This is a genomic window from Thauera butanivorans (genome assembly GCF_048398245.1).
Taxonomy (GTDB): Bacteria; Pseudomonadota; Gammaproteobacteria; order Burkholderiales; family Rhodocyclaceae; genus Thauera; species Thauera butanivorans.
The window spans coordinates 2,109,328-2,131,300 of record NZ_CP183038.1 but is presented as its reverse complement, the minus strand read 5'-3'; the positions used below and the strand labels follow the sequence as shown (position 1 = coordinate 2,131,300).

The 21,973-nt window shown below is 67.5% G+C and carries 22 protein-coding genes; 11 read left to right on the top strand and 11 right to left on the bottom strand.

The window, feature by feature from the left end:
* Position 1 precedes the first annotated feature (1 nt).
* The 8 genes from ACNQFN_RS10250 (at position 2) to ACNQFN_RS10215 (ending at position 12,215) form a co-directional block, all read left to right on the top strand.
* On the top strand, positions 2–922 hold the full coding sequence (locus tag ACNQFN_RS10250) for a histone deacetylase (protein ID WP_418648727.1): 921 nt from the start codon (positions 2–4) through the stop codon (positions 920–922).
* Positions 923–947: 25 nt separating this feature from the next.
* Positions 948–1,802, top strand: a complete 855-nt coding sequence (locus tag ACNQFN_RS10245) for a DUF429 domain-containing protein (protein ID WP_068636547.1) — start codon at positions 948–950, stop codon at positions 1,800–1,802.
* Between the two features lie 40 nt (positions 1,803–1,842).
* Positions 1,843–2,475 carry a YjfI family protein gene (locus ACNQFN_RS10240; RefSeq protein WP_418648726.1) on the top strand — a complete coding sequence of 211 codons (633 nt, stop codon included), beginning with the start codon at positions 1,843–1,845 and terminating at the stop codon, positions 2,473–2,475.
* A gap of 37 nt (positions 2,476–2,512) precedes the next feature.
* Positions 2,513–3,205, top strand: a complete 693-nt coding sequence (locus ACNQFN_RS10235; RefSeq protein ID WP_068636549.1) for a PspA/IM30 family protein — start codon at positions 2,513–2,515, stop codon at positions 3,203–3,205.
* Between the two features lie 32 nt (positions 3,206–3,237).
* Entirely contained in the window at positions 3,238–3,876 is a 639-nt protein-coding gene (locus ACNQFN_RS10230) for a hypothetical protein (RefSeq protein ID WP_418648725.1), read from the top strand.
* A 68-nt stretch (positions 3,877–3,944) separates the two neighbouring features.
* Positions 3,945–6,008 carry a hypothetical protein gene (locus ACNQFN_RS10225; RefSeq protein WP_068636551.1) on the top strand — a complete coding sequence of 688 codons (2,064 nt, stop codon included), beginning with the start codon at positions 3,945–3,947 and terminating at the stop codon, positions 6,006–6,008.
* A 274-nt stretch (positions 6,009–6,282) separates the two neighbouring features.
* Positions 6,283–11,640 (top strand): DNA repair ATPase, encoded by a 5,358-nt coding sequence (locus ACNQFN_RS10220; protein WP_418648724.1) that lies wholly within the window; start codon positions 6,283–6,285, stop codon positions 11,638–11,640.
* Positions 11,641–11,657: 17 nt separating this feature from the next.
* Positions 11,658–12,215: a mechanosensitive ion channel family protein gene (locus tag ACNQFN_RS10215; protein ID WP_068636610.1), complete on the top strand. Its 558-nt coding sequence runs from the start codon at positions 11,658–11,660 to the stop codon at positions 12,213–12,215.
* A 23-nt stretch (positions 12,216–12,238) separates the two neighbouring features.
* Here ACNQFN_RS10215 and ACNQFN_RS10210 read toward each other — a convergent pair whose 3' ends face one another.
* From ACNQFN_RS10210 to mltG, 7 genes are read right to left on the bottom strand one after another with little or no spacing between them, the layout of a single operon-like run.
* The gene (locus ACNQFN_RS10210; protein WP_068636552.1) at positions 12,239–12,577 is read right to left on the bottom strand and encodes a zinc ribbon domain-containing protein YjdM; all 339 of its coding nucleotides are present in this window, start codon (positions 12,575–12,577) and stop codon (positions 12,239–12,241) included.
* An 11-nt stretch (positions 12,578–12,588) separates the two neighbouring features.
* On the bottom strand, positions 12,589–13,311 hold the full coding sequence (locus ACNQFN_RS10205) for an ankyrin repeat domain-containing protein (RefSeq protein ID WP_068636553.1): 723 nt from the start codon (positions 13,309–13,311) through the stop codon (positions 12,589–12,591).
* A complete protein-coding gene (locus ACNQFN_RS10200) occupies positions 13,292–14,068 on the bottom strand; it encodes a TatD family hydrolase (protein WP_068636554.1) in 777 nt (258 codons plus the stop codon). Before ACNQFN_RS10200 ends, ACNQFN_RS10205 begins: the two co-directional genes overlap by 20 nt.
* Before the next feature lie 37 nt (positions 14,069–14,105).
* The gene (locus ACNQFN_RS10195) at positions 14,106–14,471 is read right to left on the bottom strand and encodes a PilZ domain-containing protein (protein ID WP_418648723.1); all 366 of its coding nucleotides are present in this window, start codon (positions 14,469–14,471) and stop codon (positions 14,106–14,108) included.
* The gene (gene holB / locus ACNQFN_RS10190) at positions 14,468–15,526 is read right to left on the bottom strand and encodes a DNA polymerase III subunit delta' (RefSeq protein WP_068636556.1); all 1,059 of its coding nucleotides are present in this window, start codon (positions 15,524–15,526) and stop codon (positions 14,468–14,470) included. The genes ACNQFN_RS10195 and holB overlap by 4 nt, the downstream gene beginning before the upstream one ends.
* Positions 15,523–16,176, bottom strand: a complete 654-nt coding sequence (gene tmk / locus ACNQFN_RS10185) for a dTMP kinase (RefSeq protein ID WP_418648722.1) — start codon at positions 16,174–16,176, stop codon at positions 15,523–15,525. The genes holB and tmk overlap by 4 nt, the downstream gene beginning before the upstream one ends.
* Before the next feature lie 11 nt (positions 16,177–16,187).
* Positions 16,188–17,204, bottom strand: coding sequence for an endolytic transglycosylase MltG (gene mltG / locus ACNQFN_RS10180; RefSeq protein ID WP_068636558.1), 1,017 nt, complete (start codon positions 17,202–17,204; stop codon positions 16,188–16,190).
* 135 nt (positions 17,205–17,339) lie between these two features.
* On the opposite strand from mltG, the gene ACNQFN_RS10175 reads away from it, so the two are divergent.
* Genes ACNQFN_RS10175 through ACNQFN_RS10165 form a run of 3 tightly spaced genes read left to right on the top strand, consistent with a single transcriptional unit; the run spans position 17,340 to position 19,607 of the window.
* Complete coding sequence (locus ACNQFN_RS10175; RefSeq protein ID WP_418648721.1) at positions 17,340–18,389, top strand: YgfZ/GcvT domain-containing protein; 1,050 nt, start codon at positions 17,340–17,342, stop codon at positions 18,387–18,389.
* A gap of 44 nt (positions 18,390–18,433) precedes the next feature.
* Positions 18,434–18,811, top strand: a complete 378-nt coding sequence (locus ACNQFN_RS10170; protein WP_418648720.1) for a DUF4936 family protein — start codon at positions 18,434–18,436, stop codon at positions 18,809–18,811.
* A gap of 4 nt (positions 18,812–18,815) precedes the next feature.
* Positions 18,816–19,607, top strand: a complete 792-nt coding sequence (locus ACNQFN_RS10165; RefSeq protein ID WP_068636560.1) for an NRDE family protein — start codon at positions 18,816–18,818, stop codon at positions 19,605–19,607.
* A 33-nt stretch (positions 19,608–19,640) separates the two neighbouring features.
* Here the strand turns inward: ACNQFN_RS10165 and ACNQFN_RS10160 are convergent, their stop codons facing one another.
* The 4 genes from ACNQFN_RS10160 to tadA are packed head-to-tail and all read right to left on the bottom strand — an operon-like array spanning position 19,641 to position 21,828.
* A complete protein-coding gene (locus tag ACNQFN_RS10160) occupies positions 19,641–20,414 on the bottom strand; it encodes a transferase (protein WP_418648719.1) in 774 nt (257 codons plus the stop codon).
* Positions 20,411–20,887 (bottom strand): GNAT family N-acetyltransferase, encoded by a 477-nt coding sequence (locus tag ACNQFN_RS10155; RefSeq protein ID WP_068636562.1) that lies wholly within the window; start codon positions 20,885–20,887, stop codon positions 20,411–20,413. Before ACNQFN_RS10155 ends, ACNQFN_RS10160 begins: the two co-directional genes overlap by 4 nt.
* Entirely contained in the window at positions 20,884–21,363 is a 480-nt protein-coding gene (locus ACNQFN_RS10150) for a L,D-transpeptidase (RefSeq protein ID WP_068636563.1), read from the bottom strand. Before ACNQFN_RS10150 ends, ACNQFN_RS10155 begins: the two co-directional genes overlap by 4 nt.
* Positions 21,364–21,828, bottom strand: a complete 465-nt coding sequence (gene tadA / locus ACNQFN_RS10145) for a tRNA adenosine(34) deaminase TadA (protein WP_068636564.1) — start codon at positions 21,826–21,828, stop codon at positions 21,364–21,366.
* Between the last annotated feature and the right edge of the window lie 145 nt (positions 21,829–21,973).

The window sequence follows — 21,973 nt, the reverse complement described above, 5'->3', positions numbered from 1 at the left end:
CATGAAGCTCTACTACGCCGACCATTTCGTGCTGCCGCTGCCGGAAGGCCATCGTTTTCCGATGGAGAAGTATTCGCGCCTGCGCACCCGCCTGCTGGCCTGCGACGAATTCGACGAGACCGATTTCGTCGTGCCCGCCGCCGCCAGCGACGAGGAAATCCTGCGTGCGCACGACGCCGGCTATCTGGCGCGCGTCGTCGCCGGCACGCTGGATGCGGCAGAAGTCCGCCGCATCGGCTTTCCGTGGTCGGCGGCGATGGTCGAGCGTTCCCGCCGCTCGGCCGGCGCCACGCTCGCCGCCTGCCGCAGCGCACTGGCGGGCGACGGCGGCAGCGCCTGCGCCGCCAACCTGGCGGGCGGCACTCACCACGCCCACCGCGACTTCGGCTCAGGCTTCTGCGTCTTCAACGACGCCGCCATCGCCGCGCTGGCGATGCGCGCCGAAGGCCGGGTACGGCGCGTGGCGATCATCGACTGCGACGTACATCAGGGCGACGGTAGCGCCGCGATCCTCGCCGGCGAGCCGGAAGTCTTCACCTGCAGCCTGCACGGCGCGAAGAATTTCCCCTTCCGCAAGCAGACCAGCGACCTCGACATCGATCTGCCTGACGACACCGGCGACGCCGCCTACCTGGCGGTACTGGACCAGGCGCTGGCAACGACCTTCGCCCGCGCCCGCCCCGAACTCGTGATCTACCTCGCCGGCGCCGACCCCTATGCCGGCGACCGCCTCGGCCGCCTGGCGCTGAGCATCGACGGCCTGCGGGTGCGTGACGAGCGCGTGCTCGGCGCCTGCCACGGCGCCGGTGTGCCGGTCGCGATCGCGATGGCCGGCGGCTACGCCGAGCCGATCGACGACACCGTCAGCATCCACTTCAACACCGTGACCACCGCCGCCCGCCTGCTGCGCAATGGCCGCTGAACGGCAGCCTGCGCAGGCAAGCGGGATGCTGCTGATCGGCGTCGATTTCACCTCCGCACCACGCCGGGCCAAGCCGATCACTGCCGCTTTCGGCCGCCTCGCGGGCGAGGAGCCCCAACAGAGGAGCGAACCGAGGGTCGAACTGACCGGCCTGGAAGCCTTCGACGACTGGCCCGCTTTCGAAGCCCTGCTCGCCCGTCCCGGCCCCTGGCTCGGCGCCTTCGATTTCCCCTTCGGCCTGCCGCGCGAAGCGGTCGTCGATCTCGGCTGGCCGCAAAGCTGGCCCGAGCTCGTCCGCCACTGCGCCGCCCTCGGCAAAGCCGGCTTCCGCGCCGCGCTCGACGCCTACCGTGAATCGCGCCCCGCCGGCCGCCGCTACGCGCACCGCGCCACCGACCTGCCGGCACGCTCGCATAGCCCGCTGAAGCTGGTGAATCCGCCGGTCGGGCTGATGTTCCTCGAAGGCGCCCCGCGCCTGCTCGCCGCCGGCCTCAGCCTGCCTGGCCTGCACACCGGCGATCCGCAGCGGATCGCGCTGGAAGCCTATCCCGGCCTGCTTGCGCGCAGCATCACCCGCGACTCCTATAAAAGCGACGAAAAGCGCAAGCAGACGACCGAGCGCCGCAACGCCCGCGAGCGCATCCTTGCCGCTCTCGGCACGGGCCACCTGGCAAACGGCCTGCAACTGCAGTTCTCCCCCTCACAGGCCGGCAGCCTGATCGACGACGCCAGCGGCGACCATCTCGATGCGGTACTTGCCCTGATGCAGGCAGCAGCCTGCGCACGCGCCGGCGCTCCCCGTTACGGCCTGCCGGCGCAGACCGATCCGCTCGAAGGCTGGATAGCCGGCACCCCCTATACCGGAAAACATCACATGTAATCCCTTGCAGTATCACATGTGATGCTCTAGAGTATGCCGCATGGAACGCAAGACATCAGCCTACTACCAACGCCTCCATCGCGCCCGTCTGCGTGAGCAAGGCCTGGTGAAGAAGGAGCTCTGGGTACTGCCCGAGCACCTGGAAACGCTGTCCTCGATCGAAAAGAGCATGCGCCAGCCGCGGAGCGCGGCAGGTCTCGTACAACCAGGCCAGGAGAAGGAGAACACGATGACGGAAAAAGCCCTGTGGACGGTCACCGCCCTGCACGACGCGCTGCGGAGCAACCCGCTGGTGGCTTCGGGCACGGCGCGGCTGGAACTGCTGGATGGCGCCGACCCCAGCCTGTTGCTGCAGATGCACGAATACGGCGACCTGCCGGTGTTCCTGGCGGGGGTCGGCGAGCACATCGTCGTCGAATCCCTGCTGTGGCCGGTGGCGCTGGTGCAGGACGTGGCGGTATTCAACGACCAGGTACTGCGCACCCACAAACTCTTCCCGCTGTCGAGCATCAGCATCGAGACCCTGCCCGACGGCGAGGAGGTCTACATCATGTTCGGCACCCTCAGCGCGGCATCGGGCCTGCCCGACGTGGTGCTCGAAATCGAGACCCTGGCCGACAACGTGATCCGCGCCACCGAAGCCTTCGAGCCGCAACTGCGCACGGCAGACTGACGCAGCCAACCGACATTCAGACACCCGGAGAGCAAAGATGAACATGTGGAGCAAGCTGGTGACCGCGCTGCGCGGCGGCGCACACGAATTGGGCGAAGCGGTGGTGGACGGCCAGGCGCTGCGCATTCTCGACCAGGAAATCCGCGACGCGGATGCCGACCTGCGGCGCTCGAAAGAAGCGCTGGCCGAGATCATGGCGAAGCAGAAGCTCGCCGAATCGCGCGTGAAGGAACAACAGGCCAGGATCGACGAATACGAGGACTACGCCATCAAGGCGCTCGAAGCGCAGGACGAGGCGCTGGCGCTGGAAGTCGCAGCCAAGATCGCCACGCTGGAAGCCAGCCGCAACGAGGAAAACGCAGTCGTTGAACAATACACCGCCAGCGTCGCCGACCTGCGCAAGTCCATCGCCCAGGCCGAGAGCCACATCAAGCGCCTGAAACAGCAGGTGGACATGGTGAAGGCGACCGAAAGCGTGCAGCGCGCACAGGCCACCGTGGCCGAACGCTACAGCGGCGCGCAGACACGGGTGCAAACGGCGCTCGATTCGCTCGAACGCATCAAGCAGAAGCAGGCCGAACGCGGCGCGCGGATGCAGGCAGCGTCGGAGCTGGCACAGGAAAGCGGCGAGGATGCGCTCGACGCCAAACTGCGCAGCGCCGGCATCTCCTCCGACACCGGCAGTGCCAACGCGGTGCTGGCACGGCTGAAGGAAAAGCGCGGCGCATGAGCTGTTGAAGACACCAGGCACGAGGGACGACCTTGGAAGCATTCCTGAACATTTCGCTTGCCTTTCCCACCGTGGTGTTCAGCTTCATGCTGGCCGTCATGGTGGTGTACTGGCTGATCGCGCTGCTGGGGCTGGCCGAGATCGAGCTGCTCGACAACCTCGCCCTGCCCGATGGCGACGGACTGCAACTGGAAGGGCTGGCGGGATTGCTGATGCGTCTGGGTCTGGCCGGCATTCCGCTGACCATCATCCTGACGGTGCTGGTGTTCTTCTGCTGGCTCATCAGCTACTACGCAGCCTGGTTGTTGTCTCCCCTGCTCGGCACAAGCGCAATGCGTTACCTGCTGGGCTCAGGCATCGCCGCCGGCGCCTTCCTCGCCGCGGTGCCGCTCACCTCGCTGGTGCTGCGGCCGGTGCGCGCCTTGCTGCGCAAGGCCGCGCCGCCAACCAGCAAAAGCCTGCTCGGCCAGGTCGGCGTGGTGCGCAGTCCCAGCGTGACCGCAGGGCAGGGCTACGCCTGGGTGGAAGACGGCGGCGCCGGCCTGATCCTGCAAGTGCGCAGTGCGACAGCAGAAGCTGAATTCCAGCGGGGTACCCGGGTGATACTGATAGAATACGTCAATGACATGAATCTGTACCGTGTCGTCGGCGAGGACGAATTCAGGGGCTGATGCCAGTCACATGCGACGAAACGTCCGGACTCCATGAACCAAGCAATGAACAAGCAGGGAGCATTTCAATGAATCTGGCACAGGTCATGCCATTCCTGATCGGCGTGGGCACATTCGTACTGGTCGTGATCGGCCTTTTCGCGCTGTTCAAGGCCTTCTACATCAAGGTGCCGCAAGGCACGGCGCTGATCGTCAACGATCTGTCGGCGACACCCAAGGTGCATTTCACCGGCGCGCTGGTCTACCCGGTGATCTACAAGAAGGAGTTCATGCGGATCTCCCTGATCACGCTGGAAGTGGATCGGCGCGGCAAGGACGGCCTGATCTGCCGCGACAACATGCGCGCCGACATCACCGTGGCCTTCTACCTGCGCGTGAATGAAACCCAGGAAGACGTGCTGAAGGTCGCCAAGGCCATCGGCGTGGAGCGCGCATCGGACAAGGCGGCAGTCAACGAACTGTTCAACGCCAAGTTCTCCGAGGCGCTGAAGACGGTCGGCAAGCAGATCGACTTCGTCAAGCTGTTCGAGAACCGCCAGGAATTCCGCGACCGCATCATCGAGGTGATCGGCAACGACCTCAACGGCTACGTCCTCGAGGACGTGGCGATCGACTACCTGGAGCAGACGCCAAAGGCCTCGCTCGACCCGCACAACATTCTCGACGCCGAGGGCATCCGCAAGATCACCGAGCTGACCGCCGCGCAGAACATCATCACCAACGAACTCGAACGCAACGAGGAACTGGCGATCACCAAGAAGAACGTCGAGACGCGCGAAGCCATGCTCGCGCTGGAACGCCAGCAGGCCGACGCCGAAGCGCGGCAGAAGCGCGAAGTGGCGACCGTGCAGGCGCGCGAACAGGCCGAGATCCTGCGCGTGCAGGAAGAAGAACGCCTGAAGGCCGAGCAGGCGCGCATCCAGACCCAGGAACAGATCGACATCCGCGAGGAAAACGCCAACCGCGAAGTCGAGGTCGCCGAACAGAACCGCGAACGCGCCGTCGTCATCGAGAAGGAAAAGGTCGTGCGCGCGCAGCAACTGGAAATCGTCGCCCGCGAACGCGACGTGGAACTCCAGCGCATCGAGAAGGAAAAGGCGCTGGAAGAGCAGCGCACCCACATCGCCAACGTGATCCGCGAACGCATCGCGGTCGAGAAGACCGTGGCAATCGAGGAAGAGCGCATCAAGGAAGTGCGCGAAGTGTCGGAAGCCGAACGCCTCAAGCAGGTGACGGTGCTGGCTGCGCAAGCCCAGGCGGAAGAGGAACTGGTGCGCCAGGTGAAGAAGGCCTCTGCCGACGAGGATTCGGCACGCCACCGCGCAGTGGAACTCACCGTGCTCGCGCAGGCCGAGTTGGAAGCTGCCGCCAAGCAGGCCGAAGCCAAGAAGAAGCTCGCCGAAGGCATCGAAGCCGAGCGCGCTGCACCAGGGCTGGCCGATGCACGCGTGCGCGAAGTGACTGCCGCGGCGATCGAGAAGGAAGGCATGGCCGCAGCGCATGTGACCGCCGAAAAACTGATCGCCGAAGCCAAGGGCGAGCAGGAAAAGGGCCTGGCGCAGGCGCGCGTCACCGAGGCACTGGCCGACGCCAAGGAGAAGGAAGGCCTGGCCGATGCCAAGGTCCTCGAAGAACGCCTGCTTGCCCAGGCGCGGGGCGAGAGCGAGCTCGGCGCAGCCAAGGCCAAGGTCACGCAGCAGGTCGGCGGAGCCGAGGCCGAAGTACTGCGCGAGAAGTTCATCGCCGAAGCCCAGGGCCTGGTGGAGAAATTCGCCGCGCTCGCCAGCCTCAGCGACAACGCCCGCGCCCACGAGGAATTCCGCATGCAGCTCGAGAAGAACTTCGAACAGGCGATCGCCGGCATCGATGCCAGCAAGCACATCGCCCGCGAGCAGGCCGAAGTGCTGTCGTCGGCGCTGTCCAAGGCCAACATCGACATCGTCGGCGGCGAAGGCGCCTTCTTCGACCAGTTCGCCAAAGGCTTGTCGGTCGGCAAGTTCATCGAGGGCGTGGCCGGCAAGAGCCCCATCGTCGACGAGCTGCTGCAGCGCTTCACCAGCGGCGGCAAGGCAGACCTGCCCAGGGCGCTGGACCAGGCCACGGCGCCTGGGCAAGCCGACCGCAATTCGTGACCCGCGGACAGACCCTGATCACACTGTGTCAGCAGTGAAAGTAGGATGGGTAGAGCGCAGCGAAACCCATCAATGGCAAAGGCAGAGTTTTTACCGATGTGATGGGTTTCGCCTTCGGCTCTACCCATCCTACCCCGCCACTCCTGCAAAAGTATTCAGCAGGTAGGTCGCAGACTCCATACACGACACGTCACCCATCTCGCCGACACCCTCTTGCCTACCCCCATATCCGCCTTCAATTCAAGCAAGCCAATTCCCGAAGCGAAGAACGACGATGTCCGACACCCTGCCCTCATCCGACTCCGCCCTCGTCGATCAGGCCGTCGCCAGCGGCGGCGCCTATGAAGTGCTGCGCAAGCGGCTGGCCGAACAAGGTGCCGGCTTGCGCGGCCTGGCGTCGCAGATCAACGCCGGCCGCATCGAGGAATTCGGCAGCAGCGGCATGGCCTTGCTGGGGCGCTTCCGCCTGCGCAGCGAGAACAACTGCGTCGGCCGCGACGTCGTGCAGGTCGGCGACACGCTGCTGTTCGGCTACAACGTGTTCATCGGGCTGAAGCAGGAAACCCGCATCGAAGACGTGTTCTCGCTGTACCGGCTGGAAGAGACCGAGGCCGGCTACGACGTGGTGCCGCTCGACGCGGCGCAGAGTTTTCTCGGCATCACCAGCTTCGTGCAGGACTTCCGCGAGCTGTACACCTACTACAAGGACGCCCGCCTGCTGCAACTGGCGGTGCGCGACGGCAAGCTGCTGGCGAGCTTCCAGATCGGCGCGCGCATCACCGACATCCGCGTGTTCCGCTGGTCGGTGTCGCCCGATGGCCGCGAGGTGCGCTACATCGACAACCGTGGCGAGCGCGACATCGCCCTGCCGGCACCGTTCGACTTCGAATGGATACGCGCCGGGCGCGACAGCGCGGTGCATGGCCGCCACCCGCACCTGAACATCCTCGACACCGTGTTCGTCGAGACCCTGGGCGGCGATCTCACCGTCAAGGTGGAAAACAACACCGAGGACGGCATGGGCATCTACCGCGAAGCGGTGGTGGACAAGACCCAGTCGCTCGACGACGCCACGGTGGAATACGCCCGCGTCGGCAGCCTGATCCTGCTCAAGATCCTGCCGTATCGCGAAGAGCAGTGGCGCTATCTGGTGTTCAACACGCTGACGCAGAAGGTGCAGCGCATCGACGCCATCGGCCTGGCCTGCATCCAGTTGCCGGAAGACCACGGCATCATCTTCCCCGGCGGCTATTACTTGCAGAACGGCGAAAGCAAGGCCTTCGAGCAGCAGATGGAAGGCATGCGCTACCGCCGCAGCATCCGTTCGCCCAACGGCGAAGACGTGCTGTACGTGTTCTACGAGCCGCACAGCGGCCGCATGGCGCTGTTCAACTACAACCTCATCGAGCGGCAGTTGCAGCCACCTCTGATCGGCCACGGCTACGCGCGGCTGGAAGACGGGCGCATGGTGTTGTTCAGCTCCGAATCCGACGAGCCGACACGCATCCATCCGATGCAGGTGTGGCGCACGCCCTTCTTCAGCGAGGAGTTCGCCGCACGCCAGGCGCCCGGCGGCAGCTTTTTCGGCCGCATCGGCAACGCCGAACTGGTGCGCGGCATCTCCGAACTGTTCAGCCTGGTGCGCGAGATCGGCGCCGCGGAAGTGTCGGTGCAGCGCTACCAGCGGCTCATCGACCAGGCGCGGCGGCTGTTCGACCGCTATCACTGGATGGCCGAAGCCTGCGACGGCACGCTGGCCCGGACGCTGCACGAGATCGTCGCCTCGGGCGAAGCGGTGCTCGACGAATTCGAGAAAGTCGAAAGCATCCGCGCCGCCTCGGCGCGCGCAATGGCCGAAGCCGAAACCCGCCACAAGGCCTTGCTGACACAATTGCGCCAGCAGGATTGGAAGCACGTGCAGGACTACGTGCAGGCGCTGCAGCGCATCGCCGCCGAGCGCGGCCACCTGCTCAGCGTGCGCGACCTGCGCTACGTCGACACCGCGCGCATCGACGCGATGGAAAGCGAGCTGCTCGCCAGCCAGGCCAGCGTGGCCGCCGACACCGCCGCGTTCCTGTCCAGCGAGGAAGCGCTGCTGCCCTATGGCGAGCGTCTCACCGAACTCGACCAGCAGGCGCAGAAGGCCGACACCGGCATGCAGCTGGACGAACCGCTGCAGGCCATGCAGGCGATGTCCGGCGAACTCGACATGCTGTCCGAACTGATGGCCACCCTCAAGGTGGATGACGCCACCCAGCGCACCCGTATCGTCGAGGCCATCTCGGCCATCTACGCGCGCCTCAACCAGGCCAAGGCGCGCGCCGAGCAGCGCCGCCGCGGCCTCGGCGCCAGCGAGCGGGTGGCGCAGTTCGGCGCGCAGTTCTCGCTGTTCGGCCAGAGCATCGTCAGCGCCTTGGCGCAGGCGCAGGACCCGGAACGCTGCGACGAACAATTGTCGCGCCTGCTGATCCAGCTCGAAGAGCTGGAAAGCCAGTTCGGCGAGCACGAGGCCTTTCTTGGCGACATCGTCGCCAAGCGCGAAGAACTGCTGGAGAGCTTCGAAAGCCACAAGCAATCCTTGCTGGATGAGCGCCAGCGCAAGGCACAGTCGGTGCAGGACGCCGCCGTGCGCATTGTCGATGGCCTGGGCCGGCGCACCGAGCGGCTGGCGACGCTGGACGAACTGAACGCCTTCTTCGCCGGCGATCCGCTGATCCTCAAGTTGCGCGAACTGGCCGAGCGGCTGCGCGAACTCAAGGACAGCGTCAAGGCCGACGACGTCGAGGCGCGCCTCAAGGGCGTGCGCGACCAGGCGGTACGCTCGCTGCGCGACCGCAGCGAGCTGTTCGAGGGCGGCGGCAACGTGATCCGCCTGGGCCGCCACCGCTTCAGCGTCAACAACCAGGTGCTCGACCTCACGCTGATGCCGCGCGGCGACACGCTGTACCTGCATCTGGTCGGCACCGACTACATGGAAGCGCTGCACGACCCGCAACTGGCCGCGCTGCGGCCGTTCTGGGACGTGTCGCTGGCCTCAGAGTCGCCGCAACTGTACCGCGGCGAATATCTGGCGCTGCAAGTCATCGATGCCGCCGAGCGGCAGGCCGACGGCTGGGACCGCGACCAGTTGCACCGCCTGCTGCTGCAACCCGAGGCGCTCGACCGCGCGCTGCGCGAATTCGCTGCGCCGCGCTACCGCGAAGGCTACGAGCGCGGCATCCACGACCACGACGCCGCGCGCATCCTGCGGGCCTTGGTGCCGATGCGCGAAGCCGCCGGCGTGCTCGCCACGGCACCGGACGCGCGGGCGCTGGCGGTGCTGTTCTGGGGGCAGCGCAACCAGGTGCTCAACCCCGAGGCCAGCGCCGCGCTGGCGCAATGGCCGGCGCGGGCCCGCCATGCAATGGACATGCGGCGGCTGTTCGGCAGCGAAGCTGCCCGCCGCAGCCTGGTGGACGACATGGCCGCGGCGCTGCGGACCTTCATCGAGCAGCACGCGCTCGCCATCGACCCCGCATTGAGTGCGCCGGCAGCCGACTACCTGCTGAGCGAGCTGGGTGATGCGGCTCCGCGTTTCAGCTTCACCGGGCAGGCGCGGCAACTGGTGGAAGCGCTGCAGGCACGGCTGGAGGCCGACGGGCGCTGGAGCGGTCTGCTGCAGGACTGGCGCCACAGCGCCGGCGACGGCCTGCCGCTGGCAGCGCGCTGGCAAAGCGCGCTGCAATGGGCGCAGGCACTGTGTGCCGCGTCCGGCGATGCCAACGCCGGGTTGGCCGCGCTCGGCGACTACGCCAGCGAGGCCGCCGCCTGGCTGGTGGCGGCCGAGGCCGTGCCGCACCGCTTCAGCAGCGTGGCCTTGCGCGCCAGCGTGACCGGCCTGCTCGGCGAGCACCCGCGCATCGTCGATGGCGCACTGGTGCTGGCGGTGGACGACGTGGCACGGCGCGAGCACTGGCACCGCCACGAATTCATGCCGCAGCTGCAACGCTACCAGCAGTTGCGCCACGACATCCTGGTGCGCGAGCGCGAGGCGATGCGGCTGGACGAGTTCAAGCCGCGCCCGCTCAGCAGCTTCGTGCGCAACAAGCTGATCAACGACGTCTATCTGGGCGTGATCGGCGACAACCTCGCCAAACAGATGGGCACCGCCGGCAGCAACAAGCGCAGCGACCTGATGGGCCTGCTGATGATGATCTCGCCACCCGGCTACGGCAAGACCACGCTGATGGAATACGTGGCGCACCGCCTCGGGCTGATCTTCATGAAGATCAACGGCCCGGCGCTGGGCCACGAGGTGCGCTCGCTCGACCCGGCCCAGGCACCCGACGCCACCTCGCGCCAGGAGCTGGAAAAGCTCAACCTGGCGCTGGAAATGGGCAACAACGTGATGCTGTATGTGGACGACATCCAGCACACCCACCCGGAATTCCTGCAGAAGTTCATCTCGCTGTCGGACGGCACGCGCCGCATCGAAGGTGTATGGAAAGGGCGCACGCGCACCTACGACATGCGCGGCAAGAAATTCTGCGTGGTGATGGCCGGCAACCCCTACACCGAATCCGGCGAGGTCTTCAAGATTCCCGACATGCTCGCCAACCGCGCCGACATCTACAACCTCGGCGACGTGCTGGGCGGCATGGAGGAAGTGTTCAAACTCAGCTACATCGAGAACAGCCTCACCAGCAACCCGGTGCTGGCGCCGCTGGCTACGCGCGACCTGAACGATCTCTACCGCATCATCGACAAGCTGCAAGGCAAGGAATTTTCCGCCAACGCGCTCAGCCACGGCTACAGTGCCGCCGAACTGCGCGACATCGAAACCACGCTGCAGCGCATGCTGCAGGTGCGCGAAGTGGTCTATCGCATCAACCAGCAATACATCGCCAGCGCCGCCCAGGCCGAGGCCTACCGCACGGAGCCGCCGTTCAAGCTGCAAGGCTCCTACCGCAACATGAACAAGCTAGCGGAAAAGATCTCGGCGGTAATGAACGACGCCGAGCTCCAGCAATTGCTGGCCGACCACTACGTCGGCGAGGCCCAACTGCTCACCAGCGGGGCGGAGGAAAACCTGCTCAAGCTCGCCGAACTTCGCGGCAGCCTGAGAGGCGACGATGCCGTTCGCTGGGCACAGATCAAGCGTGACTACCTGCGCAACAAGGCCATCGGCGGCAGCGACGCCGACGTCGCCGGCAAGATCGTCGTGCAATTGATGGACCTGGTCGAAGCCACCCGCCACACCGCCGCACTGGCCGAACAGGCGGCCACTCGGCCCGAGGAAGCACTACCCTGGGCGGAAATCCTCGCTGCCCTGCTGCAATCGGCCAAGGCACAGACCCAGCAGGCCCGCCACGTCGCCGCGCTGGCCCGTGCGAGAACCAGCCAGCCGCTACAGACCCTCGCTACCTTGCTCCAGCAATCCCTGGAACCGATCCGGACCCACCTGGACGAAAGCCGCAAGCAGCAGCTCGGCCTTCACCGCGTATTGCTGGAAATCGCCGAACGCCTGCGCGTGGTCGCCGAGGCCGAAGCATCCGGCGCCACCCAAGACAGCGAGCGCAAGCTGCGCTTGCTGGATCGCGCCTTCGCCCGCATGCTCGAAGAAGACACACGCCCTGGAGAGAATGCGGGTTGAGCCGCATCAGCAAGACGATGAAACCCCTGCTTCCCGAATGGCTCCACCCCTGGCTCGAATTCATCACGCTCGGCCTGCAGGTCATGCTGATCCTGCTCGCCGCCTGGGTGCTGAACATGCTGGTCCGGCGCATCGTCCGCCGCCTGAGCGAGCGCTACAACCTGCCTCCCGAGCTGACCCTCATCGTGCGCCGAGGCATCGCATTCATCATCTATGCCGGCGCGCTGCTGACGATCCTGGACCGCTTCGGCGTGTCGGGCACCGTGCTGTGGACCGCCTTCACCGGTTTTGCCGCAGTCGCCGCCGTCGCCTTCTTCGCCGCCTGGAGCGTGCTGTCCAACATCTTCTGCACGCTGCTGATCTTCACCACCCGGCCCTTCCGCCTCCACGATCACATCGAAGTGATCGAAAACGGCGAGAAGCCCGGACTGAAGGGACAGGTGACCGACATCAACCTGATCTACACCACGCTGCACGAGCGCCTGCCCGACGGCGGCGACACCGTGCTGCACATCCCCAACAGCCTGTTCTTCCAGCGCGCGATCCGCCGCTGGCGCAGCCTGCCGCCGCTTTGAGCCAGACTGTCCGGCGGACGTGATCAAGCCTTGCGCACGAACTCCGACTTCAGCTTCATCGCGCCAATGCCGTCGATCTTGCAGTCGATGTCGTGGTCGCCGTCGATCAGGCGGATGTTCTTGACCTTGGTGCCGACCTTCACCACCAGCGACGAGCCCTTCACCTTCAGGTCCTTGATCACGGTGACGCTGTCGCCGTCCTGCAGCACGTTGCCATTGGCGTCCTTGAACACCTTTTCGGCCTCGCCCGCTTCCTCCGCGGCTTGCGGCCACTCGTGCGCACATTCGGGGCAGACGTAGTTGATGCCGTCCTCGTAGGTGTATTCGGAGCTGCATTCGGGACACTTGGGCAGACTGCTCATGCTTCTTTCCTTTATTCGATCGTGATCCGCATCGACGGCGCCGGCAGGCCCCTGCGCTTGCGCTCGGCCTCGATCAGTTTGGCGATGTCGGTGTTGCGGTTCTGCAGCGCCCAGGCGTCGGCGGACAGGCCGGCGTCGTTCAGCGCGTTCAGGTCGGTCTCCGGCACTGCGAGCAGGCGGCGCACCACGCCGATATGGCCGTTGCGCGCGGCAAGCATCAGCGGCGTGGCACGGTTCGGTGCCCGGGCATTGACGTCCGCGCCGGCGGCGAACAGTGCATCGAGCATGGATTCGCGGCCCTCGAAGGCGGCGTAGTGCAGCGGCGCCCAACCGTCGTGATTCACTTTGGCACCGGCCTTCAGCAGCGCGCGGACGACATCGTCGTAGCCGCCCAGCACCGCCAGCATCAGCGCCGAATCGCCGCTGGGGTTTTGCTGGTCGATCGGCACGCCGCGCTGCAGCAAGGCTTCGACCGTGGCGGCCTGGCCTTCGCGTGCGGCGAGGATCAGCAAGGTGTTGCCGCTGGCATCGACGCTGTTCGGATCGATGCCGCCGTCGATCAGCCTGGCGAGGCCTTTCGCATCGCCCAGCACGGCGGCGTTGCGCGCATCGTCGAAGGTGCCGGCCGCATGCGCGCTCAGGCTGAGGGTGGCGATGGCGGCCGCGGCGAGCAGGCGGCGGACCGAATGCTTGCGATTCTGGCGCAGGGAGGTTTCAGGCTGGTCTTTGTGCATGGTGGAAAAGTCGGAAGAAGTTGTCGGTACAGGCCTGTTCGATGCGGGCCAGCGGTTCGTCGCGCAGGCGGGCGATTTCTTCGGCGACATGCACGACCCAGGCGGGCTCGTTGGTCCTGCCGCGATGCGGCACCGGTGCCAGATAGGGCGCATCGGTCTCGATCAGCAGGCGGTCGAGCGGCACACGGCGGGCGACCTCCTTCAGTTCCCTGGCGTTGCGGAAGGTGACGATGCCGGAGAAGGAAATGTAGAAACCCAGCTCGAGCGCGGCGTCGGCCACGTCCTGGCTTTCGGTGAAGCAGTGCATGACGCCACCGGCCTCGCCGGCCTTTTCCTCGCGCATCAGCCGCAGCGTGTCCTCGGCGGCGCTGCGGGTATGGATGACGAGCGGCTTGCCGGTTTCGCGCGCGGCGCGGATGTGGGTGCGGAAGCGCTCGCGCTGCCATTCGGGCGCGTCCTTCTGCCAGTGGTAGTCCAGGCCGGTCTCGCCGATGGCGACCACCTTGGGATGGTCGGCCAGCGCGACCAGGCGGGCGACGTCTGGCTCATCGCAGTCGGCATTGTCGGGATGCACGCCCACCGAAGCCCACAGGTGTGGATGCCGCTCGGCCAGCGCGCGCACCTGCGGAAAATCCTCGAGCTTGACGCTGATGCACAGCGCGGTGCCGACGTCGTTGGCCGCCATGTTGGCGAGCACTTCGTCCTCGCGGGCGATGAGATCGGGAAAATCGAGATGGCAGTGGGAATCGACGAACATCGGGAAAACCGGAAAGGATGGATCGGGTCGGCAGCGTTCAGATCGTGTGAGTCGGCCGGCTGGAGCCGAGATGGCCGGCGAGAACCTGTTCGATGCGGCCGCGCAGCACCTTGCTGGCGTCGTCATCCGCAAACTGCACGCCGACGCCCTGCGTCTTGCCGCCCTGTGCCCCTTGCGGCGTCACCCAGGCCACCCGCCCTGCCACCGGATGGCGCGTCGGGTCGTCCATCAGTTGCAGCAGCATGAAGATTTCGTCGCCGAGGTTGTAGTGCTTCGGCGTGGGCACGAACAAGCCACCGTTGCTCAGGAAAGGCATGTAGGCCGCATACAGCGCGGATTTCGAGTTGATGTTCAGCGACAGCACGCTGGGGCGCGCCGTCTGCGGTTTGGCGTGGCTGCTCATCCTCTTGCTCCGGGGAAGCTGCGCGCATAGCGCAGCAACATGTCTTCGAGAACCAGGCGCAGGCTCAGGGGGTGGCGCGATACCTTGCGAATCTGCGCGATCTCATTGTAGCAGCCGCTCACCGCGGCCACGCTCGCGCGGCTGGCGAGCGCCGACAACAGCCCTTCCTGGGCCGGGAAGAAGCGGACCCTGCCGCCCAGCCGCAAGGCCGCCAGGTCGCTGACCCAGCGCTGCATCCAGTCGGTGAGCTCGGGCAGGCCGAAACCGGCCGCCAGCGCTTCCTTCGATTTCAGCCAGGCTTCCCACTGGCCGGCGATGCGCAGCGCATCCGCTGCCTGCAGCCCGGAGACGTCGCGCACGAAGCGATCGAGCAAGGCATCGGCGCCGCGCTGCGCCATGCGCTCGGCCGCCAGCGGCATGCCGCCGCCGATCGCCAGCAAGGCCTGCATCGAAGGCGCCGCACCTGCCTTCCACTGCGCCAGCGCCACATCGTCCGGGCGCGAGAACGGCCACTGCTGGCAACGGCTGCGGATCGTCGGCAGCAGGCGGCGCGGCGCCGACGACACCAGCAGGAACACACAGCCTTCGGGCGGCTCTTCCAGCAGCTTCAGCAGGGCGTTGGCGGTGAACACGTTCATCGCCTCGGCGGGATCGAGCACCACCACCCGCCGCGCGCTGTGGTGGCCGGTGACGCTCAGCGCCGACTGCAGGTCGCGGATCTGCTCGATGAGGATCTGCTCGGACTTGGCCTTGCCTTCCTTGGCCGGCGCTGCTTCCGCCCCCTCGCCTTCGGCGCCGTCGGCTGCGGCATCGGCAGCCGGCACCACGTGACGCAGATCGGGGTGGTTGCCCGCCAGCCGCCATTGGCAGGGCTCGCAGCGACCGCAGGCGTGGCCGTCGGCAGCGGGGCTGTCGCACAGCAGCCGCGCCGCCAGCGCCTCGGCCAGTTCGCGCTTGCCGAGGCCGGGCGGGCCGACGAACAGCAGCGCATGCGGCAGGCGCCCGCCGAGCTCGACGAGGCGCGTCCACGCCGGCTGCATCCAGGGGTGGATCATGTCAACAGACTCTCGCGCACGATGCGCTCGATGTCGGCACGGATCAACTCGGGCGCGCGGTCGGCATCGACCACGCGGATGCGCCGCGGCGCCAGCCGTGCGCGTTCGAGATAGGCATCCCGCACACGCTCGAAGAAGTCGCGCCGCTCGCGCTCGAAGCGGTCGGGATCGGCGCCGGTCGACGCGACGCGGGCGGCGGCGGTTTCCGGCGGCAGGTCGAACAGCAGCGTCAGGTCGGGCTGCAGCCGGGGATGGACCCAGGCTTCGAGCGCCTCGAACTTGTCGCGCGCCAGCCCGCGGCCACCGACCTGGTAGGCGAAGGTGGCATCCGAGAAGCGGTCGCACACCACCCAGCGCCCGGCCGCCAGCGCCGGCTCGATGCGGGCGGCGAGATGTTCGCGGCGCGCGGCGAACATCAGCATGGCCTCGGTTTCCAGGTGCATCGGCTCGTGCAGCAGCAGTTCGCGCAGACGCTCGCCGAGCGGCGTGCCGCCGGGTTCGCGCGACTGCTCGACATCGATGCCGCGGGCGCGCAGCAGTTCGACGGTGGCGGCGATCTGGCTGCTCTTGCCCGCGCCATCGATGCCTTCGAAGGTGATGAAGCGCCCGCGCGGCGCTTGTTCGCCGCGGCTCGAGGCCTTCCCGTTCAAGATTTCCTCGTTCAAGGCTTGCTCCCGGACTTGCCGGCGTTGCGGATGAAGCGGTTCACCGCCTGATTGTGCTCGGCCAGCGTGCGCGAGAACTGGCTGCTGCCGTCGCCCCGCGAGACGAAATAGAGGAATTCGCTCTGCTGCGGCCGCACTGCCGCCAGCAGCGCGTCGGGGCCCGGCATCGCGATCGGCGTCGGCGGCAGGCCGCCGCGCGTATAGGTGTTCCAGGGATGGTCGGTTTCGAGATGCCTGCGCCGCAGCCGGCCGTCGTAATCGGCGCCGAGACCGTAGATCACCGTCGGGTCGGTCTGCAGCGGCATGCCGATGCGCAGGCGGTTGGCGAAGACCGAGGCGACCAGGCCGCGATCCTCGGCACGGCCGGTTTCCTTCTCGACGATGGAGGCCAGGATCAGGGCCTCGTAGGGCGTCTTCAGCGGCAGCGCCGGATCGCGCGCGGCCCAGGCCTGGTCGAGCCGCTGCTGCATCGCATGGTAGGCGCGGCGCAGCACGCCGGACGCGTTCGAACGCTTGTCGAACAGATAGGTGTCCGGGAAGAACAGGCCTTCCGGATGCGCCTCGGTGGCACCGATGCGGGCGAGGATTTCCGCGTCGCCGAGGCCCGCGGTATCCGGCTCCAGCTCGGGGTGGCTTTCCAGCACCTTGCGCACCTGGCTGAAGGTCCAGCCCTCCACCAGCAGCACGTCCGCCTGCGACACGTCGCCGTCCGAGAGCTTCAATACCAGTTGCCAGGGCGTGATGCCGGCGTGGACTTCGTAGCTGCCCGCCTTGATCGTGTTGGCACGGCCGCCGATGCGGGCGAGCCAGCTCAGCCACGCCGGGTCGACGTCCACGCCTGCCTCGGCGATGACCTTGGCGGCCTGGCGCATGCCCAGGCCGCGCTGCACGGTGAAGTCCACCACTTCGCTCTTCAGCGCCAGCGGACGATGGGCGAACCATGTGCCGGCGCCCGCCGCGAGGGCGGCCAGCAGTACGAGCAGCAATACGGAACGAAGCAGGAAACGTATCATCGTCGATCGACAAGACCATGGCGGGCGCAGGGGCGACCACCGTTTGGCGGGCGCCTATAATACTGCATCGCGCCGCCGGCCCGCCCGGCGCAGCCCTTCTCCACCCCCAACCCGCTGGAACACACAAGCAAGAACATGACCGCCTGGACCGATTTCCTCGCCCGGCAGGGCGCCGAGCTGGCAGACCACCATCTTCGTTTCGCCGACCCCGCCGCCGAAGCCCGCGCCGTGGCCGAATCCACCGTCGCCGTGCCACTGCTGCATCTCGGCACGGTACGCTCGGTAGGCCCGGATTCCGCCGCCTTCATCCACAACCTGGTCTCCAACGAAGTGCAGAAGATGGCCGCCGACAGCGCGGCCTGGAACAGCTTCAACTCGCCCAAGGGCCGCATGATCGCCAGCTTCCTGATCTGGCCGGAGAGTGACGGCCATTCGATGGTGCTGTCGGCCGAGGTGCTGCCGGCCTTCCTGAAGAAGTTCTCGATGTACGTGCTGCGCAGCAAGGTGAAGCTGTCCGATGCCAGCGAAGCGCTGGTGCTGCTCGGGGTCGGCGGCACCGACGCCGGCGCGGTGCTCGCCCGCGCCGGCGTCGCGGTACCGGACGCGGCGATGAAGCAGGCTGGCGGCGACGAAACCGGCGGCACCAGCGGACCACGCTGCATCCGCCTCGACGAGCGCAACTTCATCGTCGCGGTGGCGGCCGACGCCGCGCCCGCGCTGTTCGACGCGCTGCAGGCAGCCGGCGCCGTCAAGGCCGGCACCGGCGCCTGGCAACTGGCGATGATCCGCGCCGGCATCCCGCTCATCACCCAGCCGACGCAGGAAGAATTCGTCGCCCAGATGCTGAACTACGATCTGATCGGCGGCGTGGACTTCAAGAAGGGCTGTTACCCCGGCCAGGAGATCGTCGCCCGCACGCAATACCTCGGCAAGCTGAAGAAGCGCATGTACCGCGTCGCCGGCCCGTCCGGCACGGCGCTGCCGGCTGCCGGCACCGACGTCTACGCGCCGGCCTTCGGCGAGCAGTCCGCCGGCAAGATCGTCAATGCCGCAGCGACGGCCGACGGCGGCTTCGAGGCGCTCGCGGTGCTGCAGACCAGCAGCGCCGAAGCGGGCGAACTCCACCTCGGCAGCGTCGATGGTCCGCGCCTGGCCTTGCTCGACCTGCCCTACGCGCTCGCTTGAGCGGCTCGCGCCAGGTCCGCCCGCAGCACTCCGGCGCCTCCGAGATGAGCACATCGCCCGCCATGCCTGCCGACGGCGGCTCCGGGAACATCGCACCCGCAGCCGCCTCGTCCCGGACCGGCATGTTCACGGCCGCCGTGCATCTTTATCTGTACTACAAGCTCAGGCCCGATGCCGGGGTCCACGTCGCACGGAGCCGTGTGCGCGCGATGCAGGCCGGGCTGGCACGGCACACCGGCATCCAGGGGCGGCTGATGCGGCGTGCAGACGACCCGCTGACCTGGATGGAAGTCTACGAAGGCGTCGCCGACCGCGCCGCCTTCATGCAGGCGCTGGACGCCGCCGCGCTTGCCCACGGCCTGGCCGATCTGCTCGAAGCCGGCGGCACACGCCACGTCGAATGCTTCACCGAGGAAGCCTGAACCCATGTGCCTGATCGTCTTCGCCTGGCAGCGCCATCCCGACTATCCGCTGGTGGTCGCCGCCAACCGCGACGAATACCTCGCCCGCCCGGCCGTCCCCGCGCACTGGTGGACCGACGCTCCCGAGCTGCTCGCCGGCCGCGACCTGGAAGCCGGCGGCACCTGGATGGGGTTGAGCCGCAGCGGCCGCTTCGCCGCGCTGACCAATTACCGCGACCCCAGCCGCCACATCGAAGGCGCACCGTCGCGCGGCGCACTGGTCCGCAACGCGCTCGAATCCACCGACGATGCCGAGACCACGCTGAAACGCCTCGCCGGCGAGAGTGCGGCCTACGCCGCCTTCAACCTGCTGGTCGGCGACGGCCGCAGTCTCGGCGTGCTGGAAAGCGCCACCGGCGCGGTCAGGATGCTGGCACCCGGCATCTACGGCCTGTCGAACCACCTGCTCGACACGCCCTGGCCCAAGCTGCTGAAGCTGCGCGAAGGCCTCGCCGCGCTGCTGCCGAAGCTGCCGGACGACGATGCCTTGCTGGCCTTGCTGCGCGACAGCACGCCGGCCCCCGACCCCCATCTGCCGGAAACCGGCGTCAGCCTGGAATGGGAACGCTGGCTGTCGCCCGCCTTCATCCGCGCACCGGGCTACGGCACACGCTGCTCGAGCCTGCTGACGGTCGACCGCCAGGGCGGCACCCGCCTGCGCGAATGGACCTGGGACACGCACGGTGACCTGCACGGCGACGTCACCCATCGCTTCACTGTGCAACAGCCGGCCGGCGACCCGCAGCCTGTGTCCTGACTTTCACCTCTCCTCGCCCGGAGGGTCTGCCCGCTAGCCCGTGCTGCCGGCTCGATGGGCCGGCATCCGGTCGAGCCGCGCCAGCACGCGCTGGGCGATGTTGCCGATGTCGAAGCTGTGCATCGCGTCCAGCGCGGTGCTGCGTGCCAGGATCTGGCTGCGCGACGGCGGGAAGGCGGTATCGGCGACCGCGAAACTGATGCGGTTGTCGCCCTCTTCCGCCGGAATCGACAGCACGCGGCCGTCGAAGGCCTGGCGCAGCCGCGAAGCGTAGATCGGGTAGCGGCTGTCTCCCGCCCAGTGGTTGATCGCCAGCACCCCGCCGGGCGCCAGCGCACGGCGGCAATCGGCATAGAAGGCGGCGCTGCCCAGGCGCTCGGGCATGCCGGCGGCATTGAAGCCGTCGACCAGCAGCACGTCTGGCCCATCGTCGCCATCGCCGCAATCGCGCACATGGTCGACACCGTCGGCGCAGATCACGCGGAAGCGCTCGTCGTCGGGCGGAATGCCGAAGCGCTCGCGCAGCGCGATCACCTCGGGATTGATTTCCACCGCGGTGAAACGGACTTCCGGCATCGCATGCAGGCAGTACTTGGCCAGCGAACCGCCGCCGAGGCCGATCATCAGGATGTGGCGAGGCTGCGGCCTGAACAGCAGGAAGCCCATCATCGCCCGCGTGTAGTCCAGCGCCAGCAGATGCGGCCAGGTGATCGACATCATGCTCTGCACCGTCAGGCCGTCGAACTGCAGCGAGCGCAGGTCGCCGAAGTCGGACACGCAGGGGTTGTCGTGCTGCTGCCCGCTCATCCCGTGCCGTCCCGCCGCTCCGCGAGCGTGCGCCGCATCGCCCGGTGCGGGATGCCGGCTTCGATGAAGACTTCGCCGTACTCCTCGAAACCATGCCGGCGGTAGAAATCCAGCGCCTGCACCTGGGCGTTGAGCAGCGCCTGCGCCATACCGCCCGCGCCGGCTTCCGCCACCAGCGCTTCGAGTACCGCCCCGCCCACGCCGCATCCGCGCCAGGCAGCGTCCACCGCCATGCGGCCGATGTGGCCGTCCGGCAGCAGCCGGCCGGTGGCGACCACGCCGCCGCCGGCATCGGTGGCGATGGCGTGGCGGCTTTGCGGATCGAACTCGTCCAGCTCGATTTCGGCCGGCACGCCCTGCTCGACGACGAACACCCGCATGCGCAGCGGCACCACGCGCGCCTGCGCGGCCGGCCAGTCGACGATGTCGATACGGATGTCCTCGGCCCTGCCCCCAAGCTCCCCATCCTTCATTCGCAGATCTCCACGCACGTTCCGGCCTGCACCAGCTCGAACAGTTCGATGATGTCGCGGTTGCGCATGCGCACGCAGCCGTGCGACAGCGGCACGCCCATCGGCTGGTCGTCGCCGGTGCCGTGGATGTAGATGTAGCGCCGCATCGAATCGACGCGGCCGAGGCGGTTGCGCCCCGGCTCCTCGCCGCACAGCCACAGGATGCGGCTGAGAATCCAGTCGCGCCCCGGATGCGCGGCGGCGAATTCCGGCGTCCAGCATTCGCCGGTCGGCCGGCGGCCGCGGAACACCGCGCCACAGGGCGCGCCGGCGCCGATGCGGGCGCGGATGCGGTGGCGGCCGCGCGGCGTGCGATGGCTACCGGTTTCCTCGCCGGCGCCGTTCAGCGCGGTCGACACCGGATAGCGGCGGATGCAGGCACCGTCGTCGCCGAAAAGCGCCAGGCACTGGCGGCCGATGTCGATGCGGACGTGCATTCAGGCCACCAGCGTCCTGCTGCGGCGCGCGGCGAAGAAATCGGACAGCATGCGCCCGCAGTCTTCGCCGAGCACGCCGCCTTCGATCGCGGCATGGTGGTTCAGGCGCGGCTCGGCGAACAGGTCGAGCACGCTGCCGGCGACGCCGGTCTTGGGGTCGCGGGCGCCGAACACCACCCGCGCGATGCGCGCATGCATGATCGCCCCCGAGCACATCGCGCAGGGTTCCAGCGTCACGAACAGCTCGCAGCCCGGCAGACGGTAGTTGCCCAGCCGCGCGGCGGCGTCGCGCAGGGCCATGATCTCGGCGTGAGCGGTGGGGTCGTGGCGGCCGATCGGCTGGTTGAAACCGCGCCCGACGATCTCACCGTCCAGCACCACGACCGCGCCGACCGGTACTTCGCCGCAGGCGCCGGCCTGGCGGGCCTCGTCCATCGCGGCACGCATGTAGTCTTCGTCGTTCATCCGGATACCTGTCTTTCGATACCGTGGATTCTAGCGGACGGCGCCTTCCCCGGCGCCAGCCGCTGGCGACTGGCGCTGAAAATGGAACAGTCAATCAACAATCACGCTGTTTATCCCGGCGTGCCACATGCTTAAGATGGTCCGT

Bases quoted from the DNA above. Each gene is read 5' to 3' on its own strand.
- ACNQFN_RS10200 (WP_068636554.1), bottom strand. From the start codon at position 14,068: ATGTTCGTCGATTCCCACTGCCATCTCGATTTTCCCGATCTCATCGCC.
- ACNQFN_RS10225 (WP_068636551.1), top strand. From the start codon at position 3,945: ATGAATCTGGCACAGGTCATGCCATTCCTGATCGGCGTGGGCACATTC.
- ACNQFN_RS10220 (WP_418648724.1), top strand. From the start codon at position 6,283: ATGTCCGACACCCTGCCCTCATCCGACTCCGCCCTCGTCGATCAGGCC.
- ACNQFN_RS10250 (WP_418648727.1), top strand. From the start codon at position 2: ATGAAGCTCTACTACGCCGACCATTTCGTGCTGCCGCTGCCGGAAGGC.
- tadA (WP_068636564.1), bottom strand. From the start codon at position 21,828: ATGAACGACGAAGACTACATGCGTGCCGCGATGGACGAGGCCCGCCAG.
- ACNQFN_RS10165 (WP_068636560.1), top strand. From the start codon at position 18,816: ATGTGCCTGATCGTCTTCGCCTGGCAGCGCCATCCCGACTATCCGCTG.
- holB (WP_068636556.1), bottom strand. From the start codon at position 15,526: ATGATCCACCCCTGGATGCAGCCGGCGTGGACGCGCCTCGTCGAGCTC.
- ACNQFN_RS10175 (WP_418648721.1), top strand. From the start codon at position 17,340: ATGACCGCCTGGACCGATTTCCTCGCCCGGCAGGGCGCCGAGCTGGCA.
- ACNQFN_RS10215 (WP_068636610.1), top strand. From the start codon at position 11,658: ATGAAACCCCTGCTTCCCGAATGGCTCCACCCCTGGCTCGAATTCATC.
- mltG (WP_068636558.1), bottom strand. From the start codon at position 17,204: ATGATACGTTTCCTGCTTCGTTCCGTATTGCTGCTCGTACTGCTGGCC.
- ACNQFN_RS10245 (WP_068636547.1), top strand. From the start codon at position 948: ATGCTGCTGATCGGCGTCGATTTCACCTCCGCACCACGCCGGGCCAAG.
- ACNQFN_RS10235 (WP_068636549.1), top strand. From the start codon at position 2,513: ATGAACATGTGGAGCAAGCTGGTGACCGCGCTGCGCGGCGGCGCACAC.
- ACNQFN_RS10210 (WP_068636552.1), bottom strand. From the start codon at position 12,577: ATGAGCAGTCTGCCCAAGTGTCCCGAATGCAGCTCCGAATACACCTAC.
- ACNQFN_RS10195 (WP_418648723.1), bottom strand. From the start codon at position 14,471: ATGAGCAGCCACGCCAAACCGCAGACGGCGCGCCCCAGCGTGCTGTCG.
- ACNQFN_RS10150 (WP_068636563.1), bottom strand. From the start codon at position 21,363: ATGCACGTCCGCATCGACATCGGCCGCCAGTGCCTGGCGCTTTTCGGC.
- ACNQFN_RS10155 (WP_068636562.1), bottom strand. From the start codon at position 20,887: ATGAAGGATGGGGAGCTTGGGGGCAGGGCCGAGGACATCCGTATCGAC.
- ACNQFN_RS10205 (WP_068636553.1), bottom strand. From the start codon at position 13,311: ATGCACAAAGACCAGCCTGAAACCTCCCTGCGCCAGAATCGCAAGCAT.
- ACNQFN_RS10170 (WP_418648720.1), top strand. From the start codon at position 18,434: ATGAGCACATCGCCCGCCATGCCTGCCGACGGCGGCTCCGGGAACATC.
- ACNQFN_RS10160 (WP_418648719.1), bottom strand. From the start codon at position 20,414: ATGAGCGGGCAGCAGCACGACAACCCCTGCGTGTCCGACTTCGGCGAC.
- ACNQFN_RS10240 (WP_418648726.1), top strand. From the start codon at position 1,843: ATGGAACGCAAGACATCAGCCTACTACCAACGCCTCCATCGCGCCCGT.